Raw genomic sequence first — 26,283 nt, forward strand, 5'->3', positions numbered from 1 at the left:
AAACTCCTACTCTGCTGCAGGCGCTGCAGGTTCACGTTTTTTGGCGGCAAGGTAATTACGCAAAATGCCTTCAATAACCTTAGGATTCTGACCGTCCTGTATGCCCATGATGGCGTCCAGAATAAGCTCGTTATTGGTTTTTTCTTCTTCGTTACGCACCGCCATTTTTTCTGACAATGGCAAAAAGATACAGTTAGCCTGAATAGCACCGTACATAGTTGTCAACAACGCAACCGCCATAGCTGGCCCTATCGCCTTTGGATCGGACATGTTGGAGAGCATGGCAACCAGACCAATCAAAGTTCCTATCATGCCCATAGCCGGGCCTAAGTCGCCTAACTGTTTAAACACATTGATAGCGTTGTTATGACGGGAATAGGTTAATTCGATGTCTTTTTCTAAAGTGCCCCGAACCACATCAGCATCATGGCCATCCACCAGCATGTTGATGCCTTTTTGCATAAAGGCATTGGGGATTTCCGCTTCTTCTAATGCCAGAAAACCGCCTTTCCGAGCCGCATCGGCCAATTGCACCGCTTTTTCAATCAGCTCCTCTGCCGATTCAATTTTAAACATAAAGGCTTTCCCAATGGCTTTCATTGCATCAGCCAACTGAGTAAAAGTGAACTTTATGACGACAGCAGTCAGACTGCCACCAAACACGATAACGATAGAAACAAAATCGTAAAACATGCCAATGTTGCCGCTGGAGCTTAAAAACATCGCCCAGCCCATCATGCCCATGACCGCGACTAATCCTATGACGGTTGCTAAATCCACTGCGTATCTCCCGGAAAACTGAATGCAAATATTTGGTTTTGTACCAGCATTGAGCTGGTTTTATCTTAGCTTATAGTGAGTTATCGGCAAAAGTATGGGATAGTTAACTATAAATTCTGGCCTCGAACAAATTTATCCTTTCCCAATGCGGTCCTGATTGCTCATAATAGCGCGCTGGGCTTGGTCAGACATCCATTATCAGGCGAAAATATGACAAAAAAGAAAACAGATTTCAGCCATTTTGAGCAGAGCATTGCCGAGCTGGAACAGATAGTACAGCAACTGGAACAGGGCGACTTAAGTCTTGATCAAGCTTTGCAACAATTTGAACGTGGTATCGAACTCTCCCGTACCAGTCAGCAGCAATTACAGGCTGCACAACAAAAAGTTCAGTTATTAGTCCAGGATGCAGGTCAGGACCAACTAGAGCCTTTTGTGACAAGTGAAGGTGAATGACTTGACGTTAGTTTCTTTAACCTCTCACCAGCAACGGCTGGAACAGGTGCTGCAACACCAATTAGAAAAAAAACCTCTGACCGACCCACGCCTGCATCAGGCCATGGCCTACAGTTTGCTGCTGGGTGGCAAACGCATGCGGCCTTTTTTAGTTTATAGCTGCGGTCAGATGTTAGGCGCCTCTTTGGCCGATTTGGACGGTCCGGCTGGCGCTATTGAAGCCTTGCATACCTATTCTTTAATCCATGACGATTTACCAGCCATGGATAATGACGATTTACGTCGTGGTAAAGCGACCTGTCACAGAGCTTTTGATGAAGCTAGCGCTATTTTGGCTGGCGATGCGCTGCAGACCTTCGCTTTTGAACTATTAAGTAGTCATGACTACCAACAGGTTCCGGCACAACGTGTTCTTGCAATGGTGCAACAATTAGCTCTGCATGCAGGCTACAACGGTATGTGCGGTGGTCAGGCTATTGATTTGGCTCATACCAATCAGAAAATGTCGGTTGAAGCTTTGGAACAGATGCATCAGTTAAAAACTGGCGCTTTAATTGAATGTTCAGTGCGTTTTGCTTATCTGGCCAGTCCAGTAGATAATACTGCTCATTTAGACGCATTGGTGCGCTACAGCAGAGCCATAGGATTAGCCTTTCAGGTGCAGGACGACATTCTGGACATTGAAGGCGACACTCAAGTGCTGGGTAAAACCGCTGGCTCAGATCAAAAAGCCAATAAAGCCACTTACCCGGCGCTATTAGGCCTGGAACAAGCCAGACAAAAAGCACAATTATTGGTTGAAGAGGCTTTAGCCGCTTTGCGCGAACTCCCTTATGCAACGGACGAACTGGTGGCGTTGGCCCGGTACGTTATTGCCCGACAGTTTTAATACAGGCATTCTCATGACACGAGCTAGTCACGATTTCCCTCTGCTGCAAAAAGCCAACTGGCCAGCAGAACTGCGCCAGTTACCGCAGGACCAACTGCCTGCGCTCAGCGACGAATTAAGAGCATTTTTATTAAAAACCGTCAGCCAAAGCAGTGGCCATTTCGCCTCAGGTCTTGGCACCATTGAGCTGACTGTTGCTTTGCATTATGTCTATAACACCCCTTTTGATCGGCTGATTTGGGATGTGGGTCATCAGGCTTATCCGCATAAAATTCTGACAGGCCGCCGTGATCAAATGCACAGTATTCGCCAGAAAGATGGCTTGCACCCTTTTCCATGGCGGGAAGAAAGTGAATACGACACCTTAAGTGTGGGCCATTCCAGCACATCCATCAGTGCCGCTTTGGGCATGGCGATAGCGGCCCGAGCTGAACAGAAAAACCGTAAAGTAGTAGCAGTGATTGGCGATGGCGCTATTACTGCAGGTATGGCCTTTGAAGCGCTGAACCATGCAGGTGAAGTCAAGCCTGACATGCTGGTGATTTTAAACGACAACGAAATGTCGATTTCTGAAAATGTCGGAGCGCTGAATCGTTACTTTGCCCGCATTTTATCCGGTAACTTTTATACCAGCCTGCGTGAAGGCGGCAAAAAGATTTTAAGTGGCGTTCCGCCTTTGCATCAATTAGCCAGCCGCGCTGAAGAACATTTTAAAGGCATGGTCACCCCTGGTACTTTTTTTGAAGAGCTGGGCTTTAACTACATAGGGCCTATTGATGGCCATGATGTCACAGGCCTGGCAGATACCATTCGTAATATGCGCAACCTCAAAGGCCCGCAATTACTGCATGTAGTGACCAAAAAAGGCAAAGGCTATTTACCGGCAGAGCAAGACCCTATTGGTTATCATGCGGTCAGTAAATTTGACCCTGCGGCCCAGTGTCAGCCTGCGAAAAAAGCCGGAAAAGCCACGTTTTCTAATATTTTTGGCCAGTGGATTTGCGATATGGCAGCTGTTGATCCGAAGCTGCAGGGCATTACACCAGCCATGCGCGAGGGCTCAGATTTAGTCCAGTTCTCAAAAAGCTATCCCGATCGCTATTTTGACGTGGCTATTGCAGAACAACATGCCGTGACTTTAGCTGCTGGTATGGCAATTGAAGGCTTAAAACCTGTAGTGGCTATCTATTCCAGCTTCCTGCAACGTGGTTACGATCAGCTTATTCACGACATTGCGATCCAGAACCTGGATGTGTTATTTGCCATAGACCGTGCTGGTGTGGTTGGAGCTGATGGCCCTACTCACCAGGGCTCATTCGATTTAAGTTTTATGCGCTGTATTCCGAATATGCTGATTATGGTGCCTTCGGACGAAAATGAATGCCGCCAGATGTTGTATACCGGCTATCAGCACAAAGGTCCTGCCGCAGTGCGTTATCCTCGGGGCAGCGGCAATGGTGAAGCACCAGAGACCGTCATGAGCGAATTGGCTTTAGGTAAGGGTCTGGTTCGCCGTCAGGGTGAAAAAGTGGCCTTACTGGCTTTTGGCCCTTTATTGCAGGCTTGCCATACAGTAGCAGAACAATTAAACGCCACTTTGGTGGATATGCGTTTTGTTAAACCTCTGGATCAGCAGTTGCTGACAGAACTAAGCAAAACTCATAGTCATTTTGTCACTATTGAAGACAATGCCTTGATGGGTGGCGCAGGTTCTGCGGTGAATGAATACTGCATTGCAGAGCAGTTGCCTGTGAAGCTTTTGAATATCGGTTTGCCTGATATTTTTATCAAGCATGGTACTCAGGAGCAAATCTACGCCGAACTGGGTTTAAACTGTGTCGGTATTCAGGCCAAAATAGCAGCTTTTCTTAGCCGCTAATTCTGTTCTGCTGTAGGGGCGGGTCTTATACCCGCCCGTCTCACATTCCAATTTACGCTAAAGCGCAAACAACAACGCTGTGGCTTCAAGAACTACAGCTGTTAACCGAAGTAATTTTTCACTTCAAACCATGCCAGACCATCAGCCAGTAATTTTTCAATCTGCATATCAATAAGACCTGAATCCTCAAATTCAAAGGCGTCTACTTGCGGGTCAAAACCCAAAGTAGCACAGCCATTGCGGCCTGATTCTTTGACTTTACTCAAGGCAATTTCTGCCAGCTGTAATGAAATCTCCCACGAAATCAGTTGCCCGCCTAACAACTCCAGCGGGAAGCAACTGTAGCCAATGGAACAGGTCAAAGATGCGGTTCGCCCGTCAGGGATCTGAAAATGAGCTTGTGCCACCAACTGATTCAACTGCAATGCAAAATCACGCACTGTGGCAAATTCAACGTCCCGCAGCACCAGAACAAACTGCTCACCGGCATATCGCACTACATAGTCGGCTCCACGGCTTTCACGTAACAACAAACCACTGATTTGCTGCAGTACACTGTCCCCTGCGCTATTGCCGTATAAATCATTGATGGATTTAAAATTATCCATATCCAGTTGCAGCAGTGCTATACACTTGCCCTGTTGCAGCATGGCGTCTCTGTTGTGCTGATACTGCTCCACATCTTTGGGTAATTGCTCAAACAAAAAGCGGCGGTTTCTAAGGCCGGTTAAAGTGTCTTTGTGAGTCAGTTGCGACAGCTGTTCATTCAGCTCACTCAAACGTGAGTTGCTGTTTTCCAGCTCAGCAGTACGCAGACGCACCAGTTTACTCAGCTCTTGCTGTTGCATCACCGCATTGCGGCGCCATAGCCAAGCCAGACCATACAAAGCGAGGATCACTAACAAGGCCCACAAGCCTTGGTACACCACAGTTTCAGTGAATAATCTCGGCACCACCAAATCCAGTTTTAATTGCTGCTGATCCGTCCAGCCCTGGCTGGAATAGCGGGCCTGCACGACAAACTGATAACCGCCAGGTGGCAAGTTGGTATAAATAGCCTCACGTCGCTGACCAACCTGCTGCCATTCCTGATCAAAGCCCTTAAGCTGATAGCGGAACTCAATGGCATTGGCTTTAATAAACTCCAGCGCACTGTAGCGGATACTAATATTACGGTCTGAGGTGTCCAACACCAACTGATTCTGATCGGGCAACAAGCGGTATGAGTTTTGACCGACAACATCCTGCAATAAAGGTTGCAACAGCCTGTCTGGTGCCATAGCCAATTGTAAAGGCACTGCTACCAGACCTTTTAAGCTTGGATACCATAGCTGATCCTGCCATTTCGCCACTTTGCTGTGACCAGCTCCATTACAGCAGCGGCCTGGTGCAGTGCCCAATTGCCTGTCATAAGGTGACAAAATCAGTTCAAAGTTAAGTGGCTGATTACCATTTTTCTCCGACCGTGGCTTAAATCTGAACACACCTTTTAAGCTGCTGGCCCACAGATAATCAGTATCTCTGTCGTACCATAAACTGATCACCGGATCCAAAGGCAAACCATTGCTGCTGTCATACTGCCGCCATTGCCCTTGTGGGTTTTTGATAAACAAACCATCGTCCAGCGTAGCCACCAGCATTTGTTGATCAGCCAGCGTTAAAACACTGGTGATATAAGCACCGAATAAAGGAGTGCCTAATCCTACCCTGTTGAGTTTTTCCTGCTGATACCAATACAAACCGCTGGTCGTTCCGATCAATAAATCCTGGCCCTGATTTTCGATAACGGTGACAAAAGCCGATTCCAGATCCGAATTAAAAGGAGCGGCTTTCAGTGTTTCACCATCATAATGGTATAAGCCACTGGCACCACCAAACCATAAGCCGGACTCGGCGTGAGGCTGCACCACACGAATAGAGGCTGTGGCCAACTCTTTAAAAGGTCGGCTGACTTTGGCATCGTCAAAGTTATACAGCAGTAAACCGTTGTCAGTACCCAGCCACAGCTGATTACTCCTGTCGTAAAAATCATAAACTGTACTTTGACCCAGCGACTGATGATCCACCAGCTCGACAAAATGCTGATCGGCTTTTAACAATCCGACATTGGTTTGGGTTGCCACCAAAAGACTGTTTAAACGAGCAGAATAGCGCACGCTACGCACGACCATATCCTGCTGGCCTACACCGACCACACGGCGCATTTTCCCCGGAGAAGCCCGGTATAAACCCTCGCTGAAACTCGCCAGCCAGATGTTATTGTCTCTGTCTTCAAAAATATCACTGAACCAGGGCGAGCTGCCCAGTTCCTCTGCACTGATGTGTTGCCACTTTTGTCCGGCATGACGGTGATACAACTTGTTGTAGCCTGATATCCAGTCATTACCAGAGCTGTCTCTGAACAATTTATAAATGGCTGAATTATCCACACCATGAATATCACAGCGAACCACCTGTTGCGTTTTATCCAGATGGAAATATCCTGACTCACTGGCGAAATGCAAGGTATCGTTAAACCAGCTTAAATCGTATAAGGGGTGTTGTTGCAGTTCATCAGGTAAGGGGATCTGTTGGATTTCACCCTGTGGACTCAGTTTATATAAATACCTGGTCGTGCTGATTAATACTGAATCACCAGCCATTTCCATCTGTACCACTGATTCTTTAATGCTACGGATACGACTGACTTTGCCTTGTTTTACTTTAAATAAATTTTCGGCTGCCACCCATATTTCATCCGGAGCTACCTGCACTATAGAGGTCACTTCAGCCAAGATAGGGTATCGATCAAACTTCAAGGTTTGTGGATTAAAACCAGATAAACCAGCTTTAGTGCCCACCCACATATAACCTTGTTGATCCAACACGAGTTTATTGATGGAGTTGCTGGCAAGCTGGCGGCTGGTTTTAGTACTGAACTGGGTGAAGCGATGGCCGTCAAAACGATTTAAACCGTATAAAGTGCCCACCCACAAATAACCCAATTGATCCTGGCTGATCGCCCGAACGGAATTCGACGACAGGCCGTCGGCACTGTTCCAGTGCTTGATATCAAAATCATAAATAGAACCGGACTGGCTCTGGCCGACTGCGGCTACAGAAAAAAAGGCTAAAAAAACCAGAAGCGAAAAACGCACAAAGATCACCGCTTTGCAGGGAAAAATTTATATTAACTAAAAGCTTGCCACTGCACCAGCGCGAAGAGGATCAGCCAGCTAAAGAAACCAGCCAGCATATCGTCAATCATAATGCCAAAACCGCCATGGATTTTTTTATCCAGCAAACGAATAGGCCAGGGTTTGACGATATCAAAAAAGCGGAAGAGTAAAAAACCAGCCAACAGGTATTGCCATTCAAACGGAATACACCACATGGCCAAACTATAACCTGCCACTTCATCCCAGACGATGGCACCGTGATCATGTTCACCAATATCTTTGGCTGTCTGACCACAAACATAACAGCCCAGCACAAAAGCGAACAACACCCAAACCAACGCAAGCTGAGGGCTCAATAAAGACTGCAGATAAATTAAAGGTAAAGCCGCCAAAGTACCAAAAGTACCGGGTGCTTTTGGCGCCAGACCAGAACCAAAACCCAAAGCGAGAAAATGCGTCCACTTTCTCAAGTCAAATTTAGGGTCGGATTTTTGAGGAGATGTCATTAAAAGTGCTCAAAGCCTTGATGCTGGTAGATAAAGGGCAATTCGCCCTGTTTAAACTCCAGTTTACCCACAGCACCGGTAATACGGCCAATGCAGGTTACAGGCACGCCATAAGGAGATAACAACACTTCCAGCGAACCACGGCGATTTTCCGGTACGGTGAACAACAGTTCGTAGTCTTCACCACCGGACAAGGCATATTGCAATGCCTGTTCTGCGCTGCAGCTGTCTTTTAACGCCTGCGACATAGGCAGTTTGCTGACATCGACCACAGCCCCTACTTTGGAGCGACGTAAAATATGAGGTAAATCGCCTGCAAGACCGTCGGAAACATCCATAGCAGAACTGGCAATATTACGCAGTGCCTGACCTAAAGCCACACGGGCTGTTGGATAGTGAAAACGTTGCAGTATATGAGCCCGGTGTTTTTTGCTGATCTCAACTTTGTTTTGTACCAGCTGTAAACCTAAAGCCGCATCTCCCAAAGTGCCTGTGACATACAGATAGTCACCGTTTTGAGCCCCGGCACGGGTAATAGCTTTGCCCTTAGGCACCAGGCCTTTGGCTATCATAGTTAAGCTTAAAGGACCACGGGTGGTATCGCCACCTATCAGCTGGCAATTGTAATAATCCGCCGTTTCACTTAAACCTTCAGCAAAAGCCACCAGCCAGTCTTCATCGACTTTAGGCAAAGTTAAAGCTAATGATAGCCAGCAGGGTTCAGCGCCCATAGCGGCTAAATCGCTGACATTGACTGCCACCAACTTATGCCCAAGCGAACGCGGATCGACGTCCGGGAAAAAATGGATGCCTTCGACCATGCTGTCGGTGGTGATCACAAGATCACAGCCGTCACGCACCTGCACAACAGCACCATCATCGCCAATACCAATGGCAACGTCAGTGCGTTTACGGCCCGCCTCGGCAAAACAACGTTGAATTAACTCAAATTCACCCATAAAAAAGCCGACTTACGCCGGCTCTCCATTTTTTATTCGGTTCGCAGGCGTTTGACGGCTTTATCAAGTATGCCGTTGACAAACTTGTGGCTGTCATCGGCCGCAAAAGCTTTCGCCAGTTCGATGGCTTCGTTAATCACCACCTTGTAAGGCACATCCAGACGGTATTTCAGCTCGTAAGCTGATACTCGTAGTATGGCTTTTTCGACCAGATCAATTTCTTCAAATGGACGGTCTAAAAACGGCTTTACAGCTTCATCCAATACAGGATGATTCACAGCCACACCACGCAAAATATCCTGGAAATAGCCCACGTCCAGATGTTTGGTGTTTTGTTCCAGCAATAACTGCTGTTCAATATCACCAATAGGGTTCTTGCTGACCTGCCAGCTATAAACTCCCTGAACGGCCAAAGAACGGGCCAAACGACGTGCATTAGGTTTCATCAACAAATCCTACAACTGAGAGAGAACGTTTACCATTTCCAGCGAGGACATCGCTGCTTCTGCGCCTTTATTGCCCATTTTGGTACCAGCACGCTCAACAGCCTGCTCGATACTGTCTACAGTCAATACGCCAAAAGCAACAGGAATACTGTGCTGCATCATCACCTGAGCCAGGCCCTTAGTGCATTCGCCAGCCACGTATTCAAAATGAGGTGTACCACCGCGGATCACAGCACCTAAGGCGATGATCGCGTCATACTTACCACTGGCTGCAACTTTTTGTACAGCTAATGGCATTTCAAAAGCGCCTGGGATACGAACCACAGTGATGTCTTGATCAGCGACGTCACCAACACGCTTTAAGGTATCTACAGCACCGTCTAATAAACTTTCGACAATAAAGCTGTTGAATCTGGCCACAACGATGGCAAATTTTTTACCTTTAGCGGTTAACCCTGCTTCAATCACCTGCATTGGAGGTCCTTATTGCAATTTAGCTGCAAAAAATGGTTTTAAAAAACCAGAATTCAAAAAAACGGGCGCCATGATAACACAACAATGCCAAATCTCAGCTAGTAAATCTTGGGCTGTGGCGACGCCATTTATGTAACTATTCCGAAACGTAGTCGACAACTTCTAAGCCAAAACCAGAAAGTGCGTGGTATTTTTTCGGTGCACTTAACAAACGCATTTTTTTCACGCCTAAACTGGCCAGAATTTGTGAACCCACACCCACATTACGGGAGGTGCCTTTCCAAAGATCGGTCTTGGCTTTTTCGCCTTTATCTTCGGCTTCAAAGTTTTGTACCATCTGCACAAGTTCTGCACTGCTTTCATTTTTGCCTAAAAGCACCAGCACACCACCTTCATCTGCAATACGCTTCATGGCACAGTGCAAAGAGAAGCTGCGATTGGCGCCACGGTCAGATAACAACAAATCACTGAAGGTATTATGTAAATGCACACGGACTAAAGTCGCTTGTTCTGCTTCGACCACACCTTTGACCAAAGCAAAATGAATTTGATTGTCGATGGTGTCACGGAAAGTGACCAGATTAAATTCACCAAATTCAGTAGGTAACTGACAACTCGCCACCTGCTCTATAGTGGTTTCATGCAGGTTACGGTATTCGATTAAATCGGCGATGGTGCCAATTTTAATGCCGTGTTTTTTGCCAAAAATTTCTAAATCCGGACGACGCGCCATAGTGCCGTCCTCATTTAAAATTTCAACAATGACAGCAGCAGGCTCTAAACCCGCCATCCGGGCTAAGTCGCAGCCCGCTTCCGTATGACCGGCACGCACTAACACACCGCCATCCTGTGCCATTAAAGGGAAGATATGGCCTGGATAAACAATATCTGTAGGCTTGGCATCACGCGCGACTGCCGCTTTGACAGTGCGGGCGCGGTCGGCTGCTGATATGCCAGTAGTCACGCCTTCAGCAGCTTCAATAGATAAAGTAAAAGCAGTTGAGAATGGCGATAAATTCTTATCCACCATCAGAGGCAGTTTTAATTGTTCACAGCGTTTTTTAGTCAGCGTTAAACAAATTAAACCACGGCCATGAGTGGCCATAAAATTCACTGCATCAGGCGTGACGTATTCGGCCGCCATCACTAAATCGCCTTCGTTTTCGCGGTCTTCGTCATCCATCAGAATAACCATTTTACCCTGACGAATATCTTCAATAATTTCTGCTGGTGTATTCAGTTGCATACTTCACCTCAGGCCCCGGGCCTTACTGCGTTATAAAAAACCACGTTGTTGCAATAAATCTATAGTCACGCCTTTGCTACCAGCGCCTTGGCGGCCTTGCAGCAAACGTTCTAAATAACGCGCTATTAAATCCACTTCCAGATGCACTTGACTGCCCGCTTTAAGGCTCATCAAAGTGGTTTCCCGTGCCGTATGAGGCACTATGGTTAAACGAAAAGCGCTAGAACTTAATTCATTGACGGTCAGGCTGATGCCATCCACCGTAATCGAACCTTTTTCAGCGATGTAATGTGCTAAATCTTTTGGCATTTTTACCCAGACTTGCCAGGCTTCACCAAATTTCTCAATTTTTTCAACGCTGCTGATCCCGTCGACATGACCGCTGACTAGGTGACCACCTAAGCGACCTGTCGCCAGCAAGGCTTTTTCCAGGTTCAGTAACTGCCCTGCTTTGTACTGGCCAAATAAAGTGCGTTTGACGGTTTCACCAGACACATCGGCATCAAAACTTTTACCACGCAAAGCTGTGACAGTCAGACAGACGCCATTACTGGAAATACTGTCGCCGAGTTTGACATCAGAAAAGTCCAGGCTGTCGGATTCAATAGTCAGCTTTAAATCCACACCTGACGCTTTAATGGCACTCACCCGTCCAGTCGCTTCGATTATTCCGGTAAACATGGTTCTAACCTTGCTGTTAATTTTAAATCAGGCCCCAGTGTTTCGACTGAAGTCCATACAAAATGCTGAGCTTCGCAAAGCTCATTGTAGTTTGGTAACTGCAGCATGGCTTTGGCTTTATCACCTAACAGCACGGGCGCCTGATAGACGATGAGTTCATCCACTAACCCCGCCTGCCACAACGACCCAGCCAGCACAGCACCAGCTTCAACCCACAGGTCATTGAAGTTTTCTGCCGCTAGTACAGGCATTAATTCGTTTAAATTCAGTCCTGACTCATCAGCATCGAGCGCAATAAAACGGACTTGCGGGTGCTCAAATGCAGGTTTGAATTGCTTATCATGCACCAGCACTATGGGGCCATTTTGTGAAAACAAAAGCTCCTGACCCGTTAATTTAAGGCTGCGGTCTAAAATAACCCGTATCGGCTGACGCACAGAGCCATCTTCTAAAGAGGGTATAGCCAGGCCTTCAGAGCGCACCGTTAAACGGGCATTGTCAGCAAGCACAGTAGTAGCAGTCGACAAAATGGCATGAGCTTGAGCTCGCATCAGCTGCACATCAGAACGGGATTCAGACGAGCTTATCCACTGGCTTTTGCCATTGGCAAGCGCAATACGCCCATCCAGACTGGTGGCAAGTTTAAGCCGGATATAAGGTTTTTTCCGCTCCATCCGGCTTAAAAAACCAGGATTTAAGGCGCGGGCTTGCTCTTCTAACAGACCAACCTGCACTTCAATGCCAGCGTCTTTTAGTATTTGAATACCACGACCAGCCACTAAAGGATTAGGGTCCAGCATTGCCACTATGACTTTTTTTACACCGGCGTTCACCAGCGCCAAAGCACAAGGACCAGTGCGGCCATAATGACTGCAAGGCTCTAAGGTAACATAACAGGTGGCGCCTAAAGCGAGATGCTCCGCCTGACGCAAGGCGAATACCTCAGCATGTGGGCCACCGGCCTGACGATGATAACCTTCTCCTACAACTTCGCCGTCGCGCACAATGACAGAACCTACATTGGGGTTAGGTGCAGTGGTAAAACGGCCTTTAGAGGCGAGTTCTATGGCTAGGGCCATATAATGATGATCGAGTTCAGTAAAACTCACTTAGTTGTCTCCAAGCCGGGCAATTTCTTCGCCAAACTCGCGGATATCTTTAAAGGAGCGGTAGACGGACGCAAAGCGCACATAAGCCACTTTATCGAGTTTCACCAACTCATCCATAATCAGTGTGCCCAGTAACTGGCTTGGTACTTCACGCTCGCCTGTGGCTCGTAATAAGCTTTCCACTTTGCTGATAAGAGATTCAATCTGCTCAGTCGGTACAGGACGTTTTTCCAGTGAACGCATTACACCGCTACGTAATTTGGCCTCATTATAAGGCTCGCGGGAGCCATCGCGTTTCACGATACGGGGCATCACCAGTTCGGCAGCTTCAAAAGTGGTGAAACGTTCATGGCAGGCGCCACACTCACGTCGTCTTTTTACTTGAGATCCCTCCGCCACTAAGCGGGAGTCTATAACTTTGGTATCGTCGGCACGACAAAAAGGACAAAACACGGAATTTCTCCGAAAAAAATGGCCGCATTAGGCGGCCATCATAACACTCTATCTTTGTTCAGTCATAGCTGGCAATCAGGCATAAACCGGCAGACGGCCACAGACTTCAGACACTTGGGCACGTACTTTGTCGATCACACCAGCGTCACCGCGGCTGTCCAGCACATCACAGATCAGGCTGGCGACTAAACGGGCTTCTGCTTCTTTAAAACCACGACGGGTAATAGCAGGAGTACCGATACGTAAACCACTGGTGACAAATGGAGAACGAGGATCATTTGGCACTGAGTTTTTATTTACAGTGATATGAGCCAGGCCTAACCAAGCATCCGCTTCTTTACCCGTGATGTTTTTGTCGATTAAATCCATCAGGAATAAGTGGTTTTGGGTGCCACCAGACACAATTTTGTAGCCACGTTTGATCATTTCATCACACATAGCCACAGCGTTTTTCAGCACTTGCTGCTGATAGACTTTAAATTCTGGTTGCAGCGCTTCTTTGAACGCAACGGCTTTAGCAGCGATCACATGCATCAAAGGACCACCCTGACCACCAGGGAAAACAGCAGAGTTCAGTTTCTTTTCGATCTCTTCATTTTTACGGGCCAGAATTAAACCGCCGCGAGGGCCAGCTAAAGTTTTATGAGTGGTGGTAGTGACTACATCAGCCACTGGCACAGGGTTTGGATATAAACCAGCAGCCACTAAACCAGCTACGTGCGCCATATCTACCATCAGGTAAGCGCCCACTTTGTCAGCGATTTCACGGAATTTCTGCCAGTCGATGATGCCTGAATAGGCAGAGAAACCAGCAATGATCAGTTTTGGTTTGTGTTCCAAAGCTAAAGCTTCAGCCTGAGCATAATCAATCACACCAGTTTCAGGATGCAGACCGTATTGCACAGCTTTGTACAATTTACCTGAAGAGCTGACTGAAGCACCGTGCGTCAAGTGGCCACCGTGCGCCAGACTCATACCTAAAATAGTATCGCCTGCATTTAATAAAGCTAAAAATACCGCTGAGTTGGCCTGAGAACCGGAATGCGGTTGCACGTTTGCGTAATCTGCACCAAACAATTCTTTGGCACGGGCGATAGCTAAATCTTCAGCCACGTCCACGTACTCACAACCACCGTAATAACGTTTATGCGGGTAACCTTCAGCGTATTTGTTGGTTAACTGAGAACCCTGAGCCTGCAATACACGTGGGCTGGCATAGTTTTCAGAAGCGATCAGCTCGATGTGATCTTCCTGACGTTGGGTTTCGTTGGTAATGGATTGCCATAATTCCGGATCAAAATCGGCAATGTTCATTTCGCGCTTTAACATGCTTGCTCCCAGTGGGCCAAAAGGGCCAGACTATTTACAAAAAACTGCGCAGCATTCTACATGGAATCTACTAAAGATGCAGCTATTAAATAGCCATCTAAACATCCAAACCTCAATATCTAAGCAGTGGTCGGTTGAGTCAGATGATTAACTGTAAATATAAACAGTGCTCACCTTTACAAAATGCAAAAACTGGTCAATCATACAACTGTATAAACCAACAGTGCTTTGTAAATGAAAAAAATCATTCATATCGACATGGACTGTTTTTTCGCCGCGGTAGAAATGCGGGACAGACCAGACTGGCGTACCATTCCGCTGGCAATAGGTGGTAGTCGCACCGAACGAGGTGTGATCAGCACCTGCAACTACCCTGCCCGTGTTTATGGTGTGCGTTCTGCTATGCCCACAGGACAAGCCCTAAAGCTCTGCCCTCATCTGCTGTTATTACCCGGTAATATGGAAAAATACAAGGAAGCCAGTTTACAAATTCAAGCCATTTTTCATCGGTATACTGACAAGGTAGAGCCACTGTCTTTAGATGAGGCTTATCTGGATGTCAGCGACAGCACTTTGTTTTCTGGCAGCGCGACCCGCATTGCTGAAGAAATTCGCCGGGTCATTTTTGCAGAAACTGGTTTAACAGCTTCAGCTGGTGTAGCGCCGAATAAGTTTCTCGCCAAAATTGCCAGTGATGAAAATAAACCTGATGGGTTATTTGTGTTACCGCCTGACAAAGTCAGCGATTTCGTCAAATTCCTGCCTTTGCATAAAATCCCAGGTGTTGGGAAAAAAACTGCTGAACGACTGGCAACCTTAGGTTTCTATAAATGCGTCGATATACAAAATGCGCCTTTGCATACGCTGGTGAAACACTTTGGTAGTTTTGCTGAAACCTTGATAGAACGCAGTTTCGGCCGCGACAGCCGTGATGTACAAAATGACTACCCACGAAAGTCTGTAGCTGTTGAGCATACTTATACGGAAGATTTACCCGATCTGAATGCAGGCCAACAAAGTCTGTCAGAGCTTTTACCTAAACTTCGGCGCCGTATTGAGCGCTGTGAAGCAACAGCTCATATTCAGAAAATAGGCATTAAACTGAAATTTGCTGATTTTCAACAAACCACAGTAGAGAAACAACAACCCGAATTGGATATGGCCAGCTTAAAACAGTTACTGGAACAAGCCTGGCATAGAGGTCATGGTAAAAAAGTACGGCTGGTGGGTATTCATGTTGGATTAAAAGCGCAGGAAGCTCAGGCCCAGTTATCGTTAGAGCTTTAAGCATTGCTCAATAACAAAATAAAAATTACTAAGTAAAAACAATTGGTTAGAGTTAAACTCTACTGAATTTCAGACATAAAAAAAGCCAACTTAAAGTTGGCTCTTTTTCAGAAAACTATTAACCGGTAACAGTTACGTTCTCAGCCTGAGGACCTTTTTGGCCTTCAGTAACTTCGAAAGTTACGCGTTGACCTTCAACTAAAGTTCTGCGGCCTGTGCCATTGATAGCGCGGAAATGTACGAATACGTCTTTGCCGCCTTCACGCTCGATGAAACCAAAACCTTTATCTTCGTTGAACCACTTAACGGTACCGGAAATTAATTGTGACATAACATTCTCTTACTTTAACTAAATTTGCCAATTGTTTGGCGACTTAAATATTACCGGCCGTGTTCGAGCTAGTACATATTACGACCCCATTATCAGTGAACCCGACAAAGTGGTCAATAGCTATTACTGATCCGACAGAAAAATAGTTTTTCTGGTTTTGGCCGTTCCAGTTACTCTAAATAATTCTTCAGCCAAAACAATTGCTTGCAATAAAAACTGTCGAACAAATCTACAAAGTAACAACCTGAGTGTAGCACTATTTTCCGAATAAAAAACATACTACTGTAAATTATTTGATCTTTTTCTTCACTGGAGTCATGCCATCATCGCCCGCCTGATAAAAATTAGGTTTTGCTGCTGGCTTGGTTTGGGTGGTTGTATCTGCTGATTTTGGTTTAGCTTTTCTGACCACTGGCTTAGTTTTCTTCACGGCTTTTACCGGTGCATGCAGATCCACTCCTTTAAATTTTGCCGGTAAAGACTCCACTTTCTCCATAGGTAAAGGACGGCGTAAAAAACTTTCAATGGCACAAAAAGCAACCCAGTCTTTTGGACCTACCAAAGAGATCGCAATACCTTTAGCACCAGCTCTACCGGTACGACCTATACGGTGCACATACTCTTCTGCATGTTTAGGTAAATCAAAGTTCACCACATGGCTGACTTGCAATAAATCCAGTCCACGTGACGCGACATCAGTGGTGACCAGAACCTGATGTTTATTGGCGGAAAACCCCTGCATCACAGCGTTACGCTGACCTTGAGTTAACTTGCCACTTAAACCTACAGCCGGATAACCTAAAGAGTCGCATAGTTTTGCCAGACGATCGGTATCTTCGCGGGTCGCAGTAAAAATAATCAGCTGGCTGATTTGTTCCTGCTTTAACAAATAAGCCAATAAGGCCTCTTTGTGGGATAAATGATCGGCAAAATAACAACGCTGTTCTATATCTTCATGCTGTTGATAAGAAGCGCCCACTGAAACTCTGTGCGGCGACTTTAACAAGGACATCGCCAGTTCATTCACTTCGGCGTGATCTAAAGTGGCTGAGAACATCAGCGTCTGACGTAAGCGGTGATCAGCCGCTTTATTGATTTCATTTAGTTGTGGCATAAAGCCTAAATCCAGCATCCGGTCTGCTTCATCTAAAATCAGCATTTCCAGGCCCTGAATAAAGAAGGTCTTGTGCTGCAGGTGATCAATAAAACGGCCAGGTGTTGCCACTATAATAGTTGGCTGACGCTTCAGGATTTTTTCCTGCTCATTAAAGTTTTCACCACCGACAATCAAAGCGCTGGTTAAAGGCGTATTGGCGACAAACAAACGTAATTTGGCATAGACCTGATGCGCCAGTTCACGGGTGGGCACCAGAATTAAAGCCCGGGCATCTTGTTTGGATAAAGGTCTGCTGCGTAACAAGCGCTGCATCATTGGCAGTAAATAAGCCAGAGTTTTTCCTGAACCGGTTTGCGAAGAAACCATTAAGTCTTTGCCCGTCATAGCGGCAGGCACAGCCTCCTGCTGAATTGGCGTTGGTTTCGCAAAGCCAAGATGCTGGATAGAACGGACTAAACGAGGGTCTAACGCAAGATCGTGAAATAACAAGATAAGGTCCCGGACAAATTCAATAAAAGTGCCTTATCATAACGCATTTTTAGCATAGGCAGTTAGTCTGGCCTTCTGCTCTTTGCAGCGCGGCTTTAACATGAAACAATAGCGCCATCGAACTGACAGGACTTTTGTATGAGTAAATCACTGCAGGAACAATTGCTCAAAGCCGGTTTTGGCAATGAGAAAAAATTAAAAGCCATCAAAAAAGAAAAGCATAAAGAGCGGGTGCAAGCTGGAAAAAATGGATCAGTCGTCAATGAAGCTTCAGTGCTCGCTGAGCAAAGCCGACAGCAACAACTGCAGCGCGATCAGGAATTAAACCGCCAACGCAAAGCTGAACAGGATAAAAAAGCATTAGCAGCACAGGTTAAACAGCTGGTCGAGCTTAATACCATCACGCATAAAGGTGAAACCGCCTTTAACTTCACCGATGGCAGTTTGGTCAAACGTTTATATGTCAGTAACCGTATCCATGCTGAATTAACCAAAGGCCAGGCAGCCATAGCAAAACTTGCAGACCAGTATTATGTGATCCCGGTGAAAGTGGCGGAGAAAATCCAGCAACGTTTGGCTGAAACCATCATAGTACTGCACAACACAGGACAAAGTGCCGAAGTGCAGGCGGAAGATGATCCGTACGCTGCTTATCAAATTCCGGATGATTTGATGTGGTAACTTTAGTTGAAATCAAAGCTGGCCTTGAGCTTGATCTGGATGAACTGGAATTCAGTTTTGTCCGGGCTCAGGGCAGCGGCGGTCAGCATGTCAATAAGGTATCTACAGCGGTACAACTGCGTTTTGATATAGAACGCAGCAGCTTGCCGGATGAGTTTAAACAAAAGCTGCTGCAGTATCCGGATGACAGGATCAGTAAAAGTGGCGTGATAGTGATTAAAGCTCAAGCTTACCGCAGTCAGGATATGAATAAAGAAGATGCGGTGGCTAAATTAATGCAACTGCTGCAAAGTGCCAGTTTTGAAGCCAAAAAGCGGCGTGCAACCAAACCCACTTTTGGCGCTCGAATGGACAGGCTGAAGCAAAAAACTCAGCACAAAGAACGCAAAAAACTACGAGGCAAAGTAGGCTCTTTTGATTAGTCAGATGTTTTACACCAGAGGTTTTGTGCAGTGACCCGTATTTTTCTCTCTTGTATTCTACTGCTGCTTAGCAGCACCGTATCAGCCGATGGCGTCTGGAAAGTCAGCAAAGGCAAACAGCATTTTTATCTTGCCGGCTCAGTTCATATGCTAAGCGCCCAGGACTACCCTTTACCGCCTGAATACCTGTTGGCACTGCAGCAGAGTGAGTCCTTAGTGCTGGAAACGGATCTAGAGCAATTATCAAGCCCCTCGGGCATACAGCAAATGATCAGTTTAAATTCCTACCCTTCAGGCGAAAACTTGTTGCAACACCTCTCAGCGTCCCTGGCAAAACAACTGGCTGATTACTGCAGACAACATAAAATACCACTGGAGCAAATCACCCGCTTTAGACCTGCATTTGCCGCCATTATGCTGACCACCACTCAACTGCAAGCTCAAGGGGCCAATGCACCGGGAGTCGACGCCTTTTTGCAAGATGAAGCCAAAAAATCCGGTAAGAAATTGGCAGGCCTTGAAACTATGCAACAGCATTTGGATGTGATTACAGAGCTGAATAACAGCGGTGCTGAAACACTGATCAAAAGCACCATGGATGATTTAAAAGACAGTAGCGAAGACTTTGATGCAATGCGAAAAGCCTGGCGCAGCGGCGATCTGGAGCAGTTAGACCACTTATACCTGGACGATTTAAAGAACTACCCAGCTATTTATCAGACCCTTATTGTTAAAAGGAACAATGCATGGGTGAAACAGCTGGTCGCAGAACCTAAAACTAAGCCTTTTTTTGTTGTGGTCGGCGCTTTGCACCTGGCCGGAGATCAGGGCTTAATTGAACAACTAACTCAACAGGGATACCAGATCACGCCGCTGGAGGATAAGTTATGAAACATGCCCCTTATCAATTAAGTCCAGTGACACCAGAACAATCTGCTTATTTACACATCTGGTTTGATTCACAACAAGACTTGGATCAATGGGGTGGCGAAGGCTTTCAGTTTCCCATCAGAGCCTTGCAATTTTTACAGCAACTGTATTTGCCGGGCACACAAAGTTATTGGTTGTATCAGCACAGACAACGTGTTGCCTTTGGCCAGCTTTGTGATCGTTTTGATTGCAATCATCTGGCCCGTTTATTAGTGCATCCAGATAGCCGAGGTCAGGGCCATAGCAAAACGCTGATTAAAGGTTTGATTGCGCAAGGTTTACAACAGCGGCCACAACGGGATTTTTCGTTGTTTGTTTATCAGAACAACCAGATAGCGGTGCAGTGTTATCGCCAGTTAGGTTTTGTTGAAGCCGAACAACCTGGTATTGCCGACCCATTGCTGTTTTTTATGAAATTAAGCCACAAGCAAGCCAGACAACTATTAAAGGATCATCAGGATGCCAATCTGGGTTGATGCAGACTCCTGCCCCAAAGTATTAAAAGAGATGTTGTTTAAGGCGGCAGAACGCCGACAAGTCCAGCTCTATCTGGTTGCGAATCATAGCTTTCAAATTCCACGCAGCCCTTATATCAGAGCAGTGCAGGTTGAACATGGTTTTGATGTAGCAGACCGTTATATCGAAGAACGTATAGCTGAAGGAGATTTGCTGATCAGCAACGATATTCCGCTGGCAGCTGCTGCTGTGGCTAAAGGTGCGCTTTGTATCACCAGTAAAGGCAGATTACTGACTCCGGACAATATCAGCGACAGACTCACCATGCGCAATTTGCAGGAAGAACTGCGCAACAGTGGCGTACATCTATCTGGCCCGGCGCCTTTGGGTCAGCAAGATAAACAACAATTTGCCAATCAGTTGGATCAGTGGCTGCAAAAACAGCCCAAAACCTCCTAATCCTGATTGACCCCTTGCCGGGCACTAATGCCTTTTACCGCAGTTTGAAAAGCTGGCGCTCGTTGCCATTTCGGCCGTATTGGAGTTAAAGGCAGTACTCTTTTACGTGCAACCAGTACATAAGAAGCGCCAAAATACCCTAAATAAGTTTCACACCATTTCTGCCAGCGGCTATCAGGATTGTGCTGTCCAAGTAAACTAGACCAGAAAAAACGTTGCTCGTACATCACTTCAAAACCCAATAAATGCAACCAGTCTTTCACGCGAGACGGGGTAAAAAAACGGCCAGCCCAAGGTAATTGCTGCTTCACACCAGGCCATAGTTTCAGTAATCCGGCACTGCTTAACGGATTGTAACCACTTAATAATAAGTAGCCATCCGGCATCAGCACTCTGTGAGCTTCACGCACTATATGGTGAGGATCCGGATAAAACTCCAGACAATGCGCCAGTAAGACAGCGTCTATTGATTGTTCCAGAAAAGGTAAAGCATCAGGGTCAGCCACTACAGAAGCCTGCTCAAGGTGCTCGTTTAAACAAATTTGGTGCTTGATGTTACAGTCGGAAGTATCTAAGCCACTACTTAAACTTCCAACTTTGAGCAGATGATAACCAAAAATTTTTGGCCACCACTGACTTAGCTGCTGCTCTAAAGCTTTAGCCATCAGTTCACCCTGCGGCAATTGCTGCCACTGTCGGGGTACTGTTGTACTGTGGTAACTTAACGCAGGTTTCATCAGGTACACTTCACTTCATCAGAACATCAGCTATGGAAATTACTTATGCCAGACATCACCGCTCTAGCCGCTTTTAAGGATAACTACATTTGGTGCCTGCGCCAAGCAGAGTTGGCTTTGATTGTCGATCCGGGTGATGCCGCAGTAGTGCAGCACTACCTGCAACAACAGCAGCTGCAATTAGCGGTGATCCTAATTACCCACCATCATCCTGATCATACCGGTGGCATCAACGAACTAAAGCAGCTTTGGCCCAATGCTGTAGTTTATGCTCCGGCGTTAGAACAACAAAAAATCCCCTATGCAGATATCTGGTTACAGGACAACGATCAGATTGCACTACCCGATTTCGATTTAACTTTTCAGGTGATGCAACTTCCTGGTCATACGCTAGGTCATATAGCCTACTATTCAGCGCCCGTTCTGTTTTGCGGTGATACTTTATTTAACGCAGGTTGTGGTCGTCTGTTTGAAGGGTCAGCAGCGCAAATGTGGCAGAGTTTGTCACGTATTCTGACATTACCCGATCAAACTCTAGTGTACGCCACCCACGAATATACGCTGGCCAATCTGGACTTTGCCCGCTGGGCCGATCCGGACAATACAAAACTTGCGGACTATCAACACTGGTGTCAACAACAAAGGGAACAACAGCAAGCCACCTTGCCCACCCCCTTAGCTGTACAGCGGCAAATTAACCCTTTTTTAAGGGCTGAAGATGCCGCATTACAACACCGCTGGCAACAACACAATGCTGTGGATCTGTTCACCGCGTTACGATCCGCCAAAGATCGATTTTGATCGACAACCTTGCTTTTGAAGGCTGAGCAGGTAACATAAGGCGGATTTTTGATTTTGGGAAAAGTGAATGCTGAAAAAATTATCTGTCGCTGTAGCGGCTGCACTGCTGGCCAGTTGTGCCGTTCCAACCTCACAGGATAAAACAGCAGGCTCTGCTGAGGATCAATACCAGACATCAGCTTCTGATGCTCCCATTCAGGACAAAGCGGCCACAGCACAGCAAGTTGCCAACGCCTTATTGAAACATAATTCCCCTTTAGAACCTGATGCAAAGTTAGCTCAATACGATAATTTGTGGCAGCGTATTGCTGCTCAAATGACTTTAGACATACCAGAGCATGATGATATTGAAACCCAGAAACGGTTTTTTATCCGTAATCAAAGGTTGTTAAAAACAGCTTCGGACAATGCAGAGCCCTTTTTGTATCACATAGTGACTGAACTTGAGCGGCGTAATATGCCGCTTGAGCTGGCACTGCTACCTATAGTCGAAAGTACTTATAATCCTAAAGCTGGCTCATTTTCCGGAGTACTGGGAATTTGGCAATTTACCCCAAGAACAGCTCGTAGTTTTGGTTTAAAACAAAATGCCTGGTATGACGGTCGCCGCGATGTGATTGAGTCCAGCCGCGCCGCTATGGATTACTTGCAGTACCTGTATAGTAATGTAGATCAGGACTGGTTAAGTGCAGTAGCTGCATTTAATGCTGGTGAAGGTCGGGTCTTTAGAGCAATAGAACGCAACAGATCCAAAGGAAAACCCATAGATTTTTGGTCTTTAGATTTACCAAAACAGACCACCGCTTATATCCCTAAACTACTGGCCTTGGCAGAACTGTTAAAAAATCATGAAAAATATGCTATTCCTATGCCTGTTCTGGCTAATCAGCCACAAACTAAAGTGATCCAAATCAACAGAGGTTTGGACTTAATCAAAGCTGCAGACCTGTTAAACCTGAGAGTCGCGGAACTCAGACGCCTGAATCCGGGTTTTAAAACCATTACAGTGCCCAGTGCCAGTTACCCATTAGTGGTCCCTTTTCGCAGTGCTGATGATATAGATCAGCAGATAGCCGCTTTACCCAAAGTAAAAGTAGCTCCTGTTGCTTCCACTGGTCGCTACAAGGTCAAATCAGGTGACAGTTTAAGTAAGATTGCAGCGGCTCATAAAACCTCAGTAAAAGCCCTGCAGCGCGCCAATAATTTAAGTTCCAGTCAGCTAAAGATTGGGCAGATGTTGACCATCCCAGGCTTAGTACAACCTGAAGAACCCGTTGTAACCGCTCGTTCGACTAACAAATCCAGTACAACAGCTTCAGGGGGTCAAACTTACACCGTTAAAAGTGGCGATAGCTTATGGGAGATAGGCAAAAAGCTAAATGTCAGTACTGAGCAACTGAGCAACTGGAATAAACTGGACACCAAAGCTCAATTGAAACCAGGCCAAAAGCTGACCTACCACAGTGAGTCAAAGCCACAAACAACAGTTGCGGCAAAAAGCATGACCTATAAAGTCAGGCCTGGTGACTCCTTAGCCAGCATAGCTCAGCGCTTTAAGGTAAAAGTTGCTGATATCGTGAAATGGAATAATATTAAAACAAATAAGTACTTACAGCCTGGTCAAGAACTCACTTTGTATTTGACAAGCTAACTGACTGAAGTCTCACATGGAGTTTGAGGTGTTGTATGGTTAAAACGAGCCTGATGTTGCTCTTTTTGCTATGGGTTCCCACCACATGGGCCTATTTTACTGTGCCTGGACAAGGCCAGCTGACCTTGCTGGACGGAACAAAACAAAGCCTGCAGTTTGGTTTTTCCTTTAAACAGCAAAATGGTACTGAAGTATTTCAGGCGGGTATTCAGGTGGTTGAAGTTGCTGAATTGCCATCCAAATATACCTTAGCCTTGGTTTTGCATCAGGATGAACAAATCTGGGTCACAGATTGGATCAACAAACCTTTGCAAGGTTTTGAATGGTCACTGGGAAAACACAATTTTAAACTCAGTAAAAACACCGATCCGAAATATAAAGATAAAGCCCGTGGTGGTTATGTGCTGACTTTTGATAATACGCCATACTTTTTCCACAAAAATATGGCGCAAATCAAATTTCATTTTGACAAAGACGGGGTCAGTGAAGTGCGTATTGAGGGTATGTTTACACCGGGACGCTAAACAACTTTTGCTTCATGCCCTCTAATTTTCCTTTTGCAATTGCAGTCTTGGGATCAGGCCCCACAACAAACAAAGTGTTGGCGCCAGCCAGTGAAACCACCAGTGCCACTCCATGGTGCGGCCTTGAGTCAGTAAGTAAAAACTAACCAGCACCTGAGTCAACAATCCCATGGTTCCAATATAAAACAACACCGCATTTACAGGTTTTTTGGGCAGTTTCATTCTGCTGTACTCTCTTACTACTTCAATAACACTAGCCTAGCAAATACACTGGCCTGATGCGACTTAAACAGCATCAGCCTGTTGCTCCGGAGCTGCTTTTTGAAAAGCCTCCAATGCATTACAACGCTGATAAATAGCGCTGATTAAAGGATACTCCGTCATATCCAGTTGAAAACGCAAAGCGTTATACACTTGTGGTACTAAACACAGATCGGCGACAGTAACAGTCTCGCCAAAACAATAACGCCCAGCCGTTGCCGCTAAACGTTTTTCCAATGCAGTAAAACCAACAGCAAGCCAGTGTTTTATCCACTGTATTTTTTGTGCTTCGGATAATGCCAAAGGCCCGGTCAGATACTGCAGCACCCGCAGGTTATTCAAAGGGTGAATGTCACAGGCAATATCTAACGCAAAAGCCATCACAGCCTCCTTCAGCGCTGGGTCCGCTGGGTATAATGCAACCTGAGGATAGCAGTCTTCCAGATACTGAATGATGGCCAGTGACTGATTCAAGCTGAGATCGCCATCTTCCAGTGTCGGCACCAGTTGTGCCGGATTTAATAGCTGGTACCCCGCACTATGCTGCTCTCCGCCATTATTAACCAGATGCACAGGACAATGCTCTGCCTCCAGACCTTTGATATTCAACGCGATACGTACCCTGTAGGCTGCGCTGGAGCGCCAGTAACCATGTAATTTCATGTTGTGATTTACCCTGTAAAGCAGATACAAAAAAGCCAGTCGTCCCCCTGACAGAGAAATCGACCGGCTTTGTTCATCACGTCAATTAAACGCCGTATTTCACTACTTTTTGTTCAATAGCACCAAAGATGGAATGGCCGGATTTATCCAGCATTTCGAGACGAATACTATCGCCAAACTTCATAAATGAGGTTTTAGGCGCGCCATCACGAATGGTTTCTATCATACGGATTTCGGCGATACAACTGTAACCTAAACCACCTTCATCAATCGAAGTACCGTAGTCAGTACCTTGTTTGTTTGACACAGTACCAGAACCAATCACAGCTCCAGCGCCCAAATTGCGGGTTTTCGCCGCATGAGCAACCAGTTGACCAAAATCAAAGGTCATATCAACACCGGCATTTGGTTTGCCAAACAGCTTACCGTTTAAATGCGATACCAAAGGCAGATGCAGCTTGGCATCTTGCCAGTCAGTGCCTAATTCATCCGGAGTCACGGCCACAGGACTAAAGGCCGACGCAGGTTTAGACTGGAAAAAACCAAAGCCTTTAGCCAGTTCGTTTGGAATTAAACCCCGCAGAGACACGTCGTTCACCAGCATGACCAGACGGATTTTATGACGGGCTTCTTCGGCACTGATGGCCATAGGCACGTCGTCGGTGATCACTGCCACTTCACCTTCAAAATCGATGCCGTAGTCTTCGCTGACTACTTCAATGGCATCGCATGGGCCAATAAAGTCATCTGAGCCGCCCTGATACATTAAAGGATCAGTCCAGAAACTCGGTGGCATTTCGGAATTGCGGGCACGACGCACCAACTCGACGTGATTGACATAAGCACTGCCATCCGCCCACTGATAAGCCCGTGGTAATGGCGATTCACACTGCGCCTGCTCAAAGGCTTGTTCGCCTTGCACAGAACCGCTATTCAGCGCCTGATAAACCTCTGAAAGCTGCGGAGCGGCCACAGACCAGTGATCCAATGCCTGTTGCATAGTAGCTGCAATATGCGATACCGCTACACAACGGGATAAATCACGGCTGACAACAACCAACTGGCCATCACGCTGACCGTTTTTTAAACTTGCTAACTTCATTTTTGAT

Annotated in this window: 29 protein-coding genes; 12 read left to right on the forward strand and 17 right to left on the reverse strand. The window is 46.3% G+C overall.

What is annotated here, in order from left to right; genetic code table 11:
• Positions 1–6: 6 nt before the first annotated feature.
• Positions 7–780 (reverse strand): flagellar motor protein PomA, encoded by a 774-nt coding sequence (gene pomA, locus P3C17_RS14125; protein WP_300930044.1) that lies wholly within the window; start codon positions 778–780, stop codon positions 7–9.
• A gap of 210 nt (positions 781–990) precedes the next feature.
• Between pomA and P3C17_RS14130 the strand changes: the two genes are divergently transcribed.
• From P3C17_RS14130 to dxs, 3 genes are read left to right on the forward strand one after another with little or no spacing between them, the layout of a single operon-like run.
• Positions 991–1,236: an exodeoxyribonuclease VII small subunit gene (locus P3C17_RS14130; protein WP_008898300.1), complete on the forward strand. Its 246-nt coding sequence runs from the start codon at positions 991–993 to the stop codon at positions 1,234–1,236.
• Between the two features lies 1 nt (position 1,237).
• On the forward strand, positions 1,238–2,125 hold the full coding sequence (gene ispA, locus P3C17_RS14135; protein WP_300930045.1) for a (2E,6E)-farnesyl diphosphate synthase: 888 nt from the start codon (positions 1,238–1,240) through the stop codon (positions 2,123–2,125).
• Positions 2,126–2,138: 13 nt separating this feature from the next.
• Positions 2,139–4,004 (forward strand): 1-deoxy-D-xylulose-5-phosphate synthase, encoded by a 1,866-nt coding sequence (gene dxs, locus P3C17_RS14140; protein ID WP_300930046.1) that lies wholly within the window; start codon positions 2,139–2,141, stop codon positions 4,002–4,004.
• A 101-nt stretch (positions 4,005–4,105) separates the two neighbouring features.
• Here dxs and P3C17_RS14145 read toward each other — a convergent pair whose 3' ends face one another.
• The 10 genes from P3C17_RS14145 to glyA all read right to left on the reverse strand — a co-directional run bounded on the left by P3C17_RS14145 (position 4,106) and on the right by glyA (position 14,365).
• Positions 4,106–7,141, reverse strand: coding sequence for a diguanylate cyclase (locus P3C17_RS14145; RefSeq protein WP_300930047.1), 3,036 nt, complete (start codon positions 7,139–7,141; stop codon positions 4,106–4,108).
• 32 nt (positions 7,142–7,173) lie between these two features.
• Positions 7,174–7,668, reverse strand: a complete 495-nt coding sequence (locus P3C17_RS14150) for a phosphatidylglycerophosphatase A (protein WP_300930048.1) — start codon at positions 7,666–7,668, stop codon at positions 7,174–7,176.
• Positions 7,668–8,627, reverse strand: coding sequence for a thiamine-phosphate kinase (gene thiL, locus P3C17_RS14155; protein ID WP_300930049.1), 960 nt, complete (start codon positions 8,625–8,627; stop codon positions 7,668–7,670). The genes P3C17_RS14150 and thiL overlap by 1 nt, the downstream gene beginning before the upstream one ends.
• A 32-nt stretch (positions 8,628–8,659) precedes the next feature.
• A complete protein-coding gene (nusB, locus tag P3C17_RS14160; RefSeq protein WP_008898294.1) occupies positions 8,660–9,073 on the reverse strand; it encodes a transcription antitermination factor NusB in 414 nt (137 codons plus the stop codon).
• A gap of 9 nt (positions 9,074–9,082) precedes the next feature.
• Entirely contained in the window at positions 9,083–9,547 is a 465-nt protein-coding gene (gene ribE / locus P3C17_RS14165) for a 6,7-dimethyl-8-ribityllumazine synthase (RefSeq protein ID WP_233078360.1), read from the reverse strand.
• 136 nt (positions 9,548–9,683) lie between these two features.
• Positions 9,684–10,793 carry a bifunctional 3,4-dihydroxy-2-butanone-4-phosphate synthase/GTP cyclohydrolase II gene (gene ribBA / locus P3C17_RS14170; RefSeq protein WP_300930050.1) on the reverse strand — a complete coding sequence of 370 codons (1,110 nt, stop codon included), beginning with the start codon at positions 10,791–10,793 and terminating at the stop codon, positions 9,684–9,686.
• 30 nt (positions 10,794–10,823) lie between these two features.
• Entirely contained in the window at positions 10,824–11,474 is a 651-nt protein-coding gene (locus tag P3C17_RS14175; protein ID WP_300930051.1) for a riboflavin synthase, read from the reverse strand.
• Positions 11,459–12,583, reverse strand: a complete 1,125-nt coding sequence (gene ribD, locus P3C17_RS14180) for a bifunctional diaminohydroxyphosphoribosylaminopyrimidine deaminase/5-amino-6-(5-phosphoribosylamino)uracil reductase RibD (RefSeq protein ID WP_300930052.1) — start codon at positions 12,581–12,583, stop codon at positions 11,459–11,461. Before ribD ends, P3C17_RS14175 begins: the two co-directional genes overlap by 16 nt.
• The gene (gene nrdR / locus P3C17_RS14185; protein ID WP_233078364.1) at positions 12,584–13,036 is read right to left on the reverse strand and encodes a transcriptional regulator NrdR; all 453 of its coding nucleotides are present in this window, start codon (positions 13,034–13,036) and stop codon (positions 12,584–12,586) included. It lies immediately after the preceding gene.
• Between the two features lie 75 nt (positions 13,037–13,111).
• Positions 13,112–14,365, reverse strand: a complete 1,254-nt coding sequence (glyA, locus tag P3C17_RS14190; RefSeq protein WP_300930053.1) for a serine hydroxymethyltransferase — start codon at positions 14,363–14,365, stop codon at positions 13,112–13,114.
• A gap of 234 nt (positions 14,366–14,599) precedes the next feature.
• Between glyA and dinB the strand changes: the two genes are divergently transcribed.
• Entirely contained in the window at positions 14,600–15,652 is a 1,053-nt protein-coding gene (gene dinB / locus P3C17_RS14195) for a DNA polymerase IV (RefSeq protein ID WP_300930054.1), read from the forward strand.
• Between the two features lie 118 nt (positions 15,653–15,770).
• Here dinB and P3C17_RS14200 read toward each other — a convergent pair whose 3' ends face one another.
• Both P3C17_RS14200 and P3C17_RS14205 read right to left on the reverse strand, forming a co-directional pair.
• Positions 15,771–15,983: a cold-shock protein gene (locus P3C17_RS14200; protein ID WP_008898286.1), complete on the reverse strand. Its 213-nt coding sequence runs from the start codon at positions 15,981–15,983 to the stop codon at positions 15,771–15,773.
• A 289-nt stretch (positions 15,984–16,272) separates the two neighbouring features.
• Positions 16,273–17,589 (reverse strand): DEAD/DEAH box helicase, encoded by a 1,317-nt coding sequence (locus P3C17_RS14205; protein ID WP_300930055.1) that lies wholly within the window; start codon positions 17,587–17,589, stop codon positions 16,273–16,275.
• Positions 17,590–17,727: 138 nt separating this feature from the next.
• Between P3C17_RS14205 and P3C17_RS14210 the strand changes: the two genes are divergently transcribed.
• From P3C17_RS14210 to P3C17_RS14230, 5 genes are read left to right on the forward strand one after another with little or no spacing between them, the layout of a single operon-like run.
• Positions 17,728–18,270: a DUF2058 domain-containing protein gene (locus P3C17_RS14210; protein WP_300930056.1), complete on the forward strand. Its 543-nt coding sequence runs from the start codon at positions 17,728–17,730 to the stop codon at positions 18,268–18,270.
• Positions 18,264–18,692 (forward strand): alternative ribosome rescue aminoacyl-tRNA hydrolase ArfB, encoded by a 429-nt coding sequence (arfB, locus tag P3C17_RS14215; RefSeq protein WP_300930057.1) that lies wholly within the window; start codon positions 18,264–18,266, stop codon positions 18,690–18,692. The genes P3C17_RS14210 and arfB overlap by 7 nt, the downstream gene beginning before the upstream one ends.
• Positions 18,693–18,722: 30 nt before the next feature.
• Entirely contained in the window at positions 18,723–19,583 is an 861-nt protein-coding gene (locus tag P3C17_RS14220) for a TraB/GumN family protein (RefSeq protein ID WP_300930058.1), read from the forward strand.
• A complete protein-coding gene (locus P3C17_RS14225) occupies positions 19,580–20,098 on the forward strand; it encodes a GNAT family N-acetyltransferase (RefSeq protein WP_300930059.1) in 519 nt (172 codons plus the stop codon). The genes P3C17_RS14220 and P3C17_RS14225 overlap by 4 nt, the downstream gene beginning before the upstream one ends.
• Positions 20,082–20,537 carry a YaiI/YqxD family protein gene (locus tag P3C17_RS14230; protein WP_300930060.1) on the forward strand — a complete coding sequence of 152 codons (456 nt, stop codon included), beginning with the start codon at positions 20,082–20,084 and terminating at the stop codon, positions 20,535–20,537. The genes P3C17_RS14225 and P3C17_RS14230 overlap by 17 nt, the downstream gene beginning before the upstream one ends.
• Here the strand turns inward: P3C17_RS14230 and P3C17_RS14235 are convergent.
• Positions 20,534–21,274 carry a class I SAM-dependent methyltransferase gene (locus P3C17_RS14235; RefSeq protein ID WP_300930061.1) on the reverse strand — a complete coding sequence of 247 codons (741 nt, stop codon included), beginning with the start codon at positions 21,272–21,274 and terminating at the stop codon, positions 20,534–20,536. The genes P3C17_RS14230 and P3C17_RS14235 overlap by 4 nt on opposite strands.
• Positions 21,275–21,319: 45 nt before the next feature.
• On the opposite strand from P3C17_RS14235, the gene gloB reads away from it, so the two are divergent.
• The 3 genes from gloB (at position 21,320) to P3C17_RS14250 (ending at position 24,250) form a co-directional block, all read left to right on the forward strand.
• On the forward strand, positions 21,320–22,075 hold the full coding sequence (gene gloB / locus P3C17_RS14240) for a hydroxyacylglutathione hydrolase (protein ID WP_300930062.1): 756 nt from the start codon (positions 21,320–21,322) through the stop codon (positions 22,073–22,075).
• Positions 22,076–22,142: 67 nt separating this feature from the next.
• Positions 22,143–23,726: a LysM peptidoglycan-binding domain-containing protein gene (locus P3C17_RS14245; protein WP_300930063.1), complete on the forward strand. Its 1,584-nt coding sequence runs from the start codon at positions 22,143–22,145 to the stop codon at positions 23,724–23,726.
• A gap of 35 nt (positions 23,727–23,761) precedes the next feature.
• Positions 23,762–24,250: a hypothetical protein gene (locus P3C17_RS14250; protein WP_300930064.1), complete on the forward strand. Its 489-nt coding sequence runs from the start codon at positions 23,762–23,764 to the stop codon at positions 24,248–24,250.
• Between the two features lie 21 nt (positions 24,251–24,271).
• Here P3C17_RS14250 and P3C17_RS14255 read toward each other — a convergent pair whose 3' ends face one another.
• From P3C17_RS14255 to P3C17_RS14265, 3 genes are all read right to left on the reverse strand, one after another.
• A complete protein-coding gene (locus P3C17_RS14255; RefSeq protein ID WP_300930065.1) occupies positions 24,272–24,472 on the reverse strand; it encodes a hypothetical protein in 201 nt (66 codons plus the stop codon).
• Between the two features lie 63 nt (positions 24,473–24,535).
• On the reverse strand, positions 24,536–25,174 hold the full coding sequence (gene maiA, locus P3C17_RS14260) for a maleylacetoacetate isomerase (protein WP_300930066.1): 639 nt from the start codon (positions 25,172–25,174) through the stop codon (positions 24,536–24,538).
• A gap of 85 nt (positions 25,175–25,259) precedes the next feature.
• A complete protein-coding gene (locus P3C17_RS14265; RefSeq protein WP_300930067.1) occupies positions 25,260–26,276 on the reverse strand; it encodes a fumarylacetoacetate hydrolase family protein in 1,017 nt (338 codons plus the stop codon).
• Between the last annotated feature and the right edge of the window lie 7 nt (positions 26,277–26,283).

This window comes from Rheinheimera sp. 1928-s (genome assembly GCF_029269265.1).
In the GTDB taxonomy this organism is placed as follows: Bacteria; Pseudomonadota; Gammaproteobacteria; order Enterobacterales; family Alteromonadaceae; genus Pararheinheimera.

Excerpts from the sequence above, each read along its gene's own strand:
- thiL (WP_300930049.1), bottom strand. The coding sequence starts at position 8,627 with ATGGGTGAATTTGAGTTAATTCAACGTTGTTTTGCCGAGGCGGGCCGT.
- P3C17_RS14255 (WP_300930065.1), bottom strand. The coding sequence starts at position 24,472 with ATGAAACTGCCCAAAAAACCTGTAAATGCGGTGTTGTTTTATATTGGA.
- gloB (WP_300930062.1), top strand. The coding sequence starts at position 21,320 with ATGCCAGACATCACCGCTCTAGCCGCTTTTAAGGATAACTACATTTGG.
- ribBA (WP_300930050.1), bottom strand. The coding sequence starts at position 10,793 with ATGCAACTGAATACACCAGCAGAAATTATTGAAGATATTCGTCAGGGT.
- P3C17_RS14130 (WP_008898300.1), top strand. The coding sequence starts at position 991 with ATGACAAAAAAGAAAACAGATTTCAGCCATTTTGAGCAGAGCATTGCC.
- maiA (WP_300930066.1), bottom strand. The coding sequence starts at position 25,174 with ATGAAATTACATGGTTACTGGCGCTCCAGCGCAGCCTACAGGGTACGT.
- glyA (WP_300930053.1), bottom strand. The coding sequence starts at position 14,365 with ATGTTAAAGCGCGAAATGAACATTGCCGATTTTGATCCGGAATTATGG.
- P3C17_RS14200 (WP_008898286.1), bottom strand. The coding sequence starts at position 15,983 with ATGTCACAATTAATTTCCGGTACCGTTAAGTGGTTCAACGAAGATAAA.
- dxs (WP_300930046.1), top strand. The coding sequence starts at position 2,139 with ATGACACGAGCTAGTCACGATTTCCCTCTGCTGCAAAAAGCCAACTGG.
- P3C17_RS14210 (WP_300930056.1), top strand. The coding sequence starts at position 17,728 with ATGAGTAAATCACTGCAGGAACAATTGCTCAAAGCCGGTTTTGGCAAT.
- P3C17_RS14230 (WP_300930060.1), top strand. The coding sequence starts at position 20,082 with ATGCCAATCTGGGTTGATGCAGACTCCTGCCCCAAAGTATTAAAAGAG.
- P3C17_RS14250 (WP_300930064.1), top strand. The coding sequence starts at position 23,762 with ATGGTTAAAACGAGCCTGATGTTGCTCTTTTTGCTATGGGTTCCCACC.
- P3C17_RS14265 (WP_300930067.1), bottom strand. The coding sequence starts at position 26,276 with ATGAAGTTAGCAAGTTTAAAAAACGGTCAGCGTGATGGCCAGTTGGTT.
- dinB (WP_300930054.1), top strand. The coding sequence starts at position 14,600 with ATGAAAAAAATCATTCATATCGACATGGACTGTTTTTTCGCCGCGGTA.
- P3C17_RS14245 (WP_300930063.1), top strand. The coding sequence starts at position 22,143 with ATGCTGAAAAAATTATCTGTCGCTGTAGCGGCTGCACTGCTGGCCAGT.
- P3C17_RS14175 (WP_300930051.1), bottom strand. The coding sequence starts at position 11,474 with ATGTTTACCGGAATAATCGAAGCGACTGGACGGGTGAGTGCCATTAAA.
- P3C17_RS14225 (WP_300930059.1), top strand. The coding sequence starts at position 19,580 with ATGAAACATGCCCCTTATCAATTAAGTCCAGTGACACCAGAACAATCT.
- nusB (WP_008898294.1), bottom strand. The coding sequence starts at position 9,073 with ATGAAACCTAATGCACGTCGTTTGGCCCGTTCTTTGGCCGTTCAGGGA.
- ribE (WP_233078360.1), bottom strand. The coding sequence starts at position 9,547 with ATGCAGGTGATTGAAGCAGGGTTAACCGCTAAAGGTAAAAAATTTGCC.
- P3C17_RS14150 (WP_300930048.1), bottom strand. The coding sequence starts at position 7,668 with ATGACATCTCCTCAAAAATCCGACCCTAAATTTGACTTGAGAAAGTGG.
- P3C17_RS14235 (WP_300930061.1), bottom strand. The coding sequence starts at position 21,274 with ATGAAACCTGCGTTAAGTTACCACAGTACAACAGTACCCCGACAGTGG.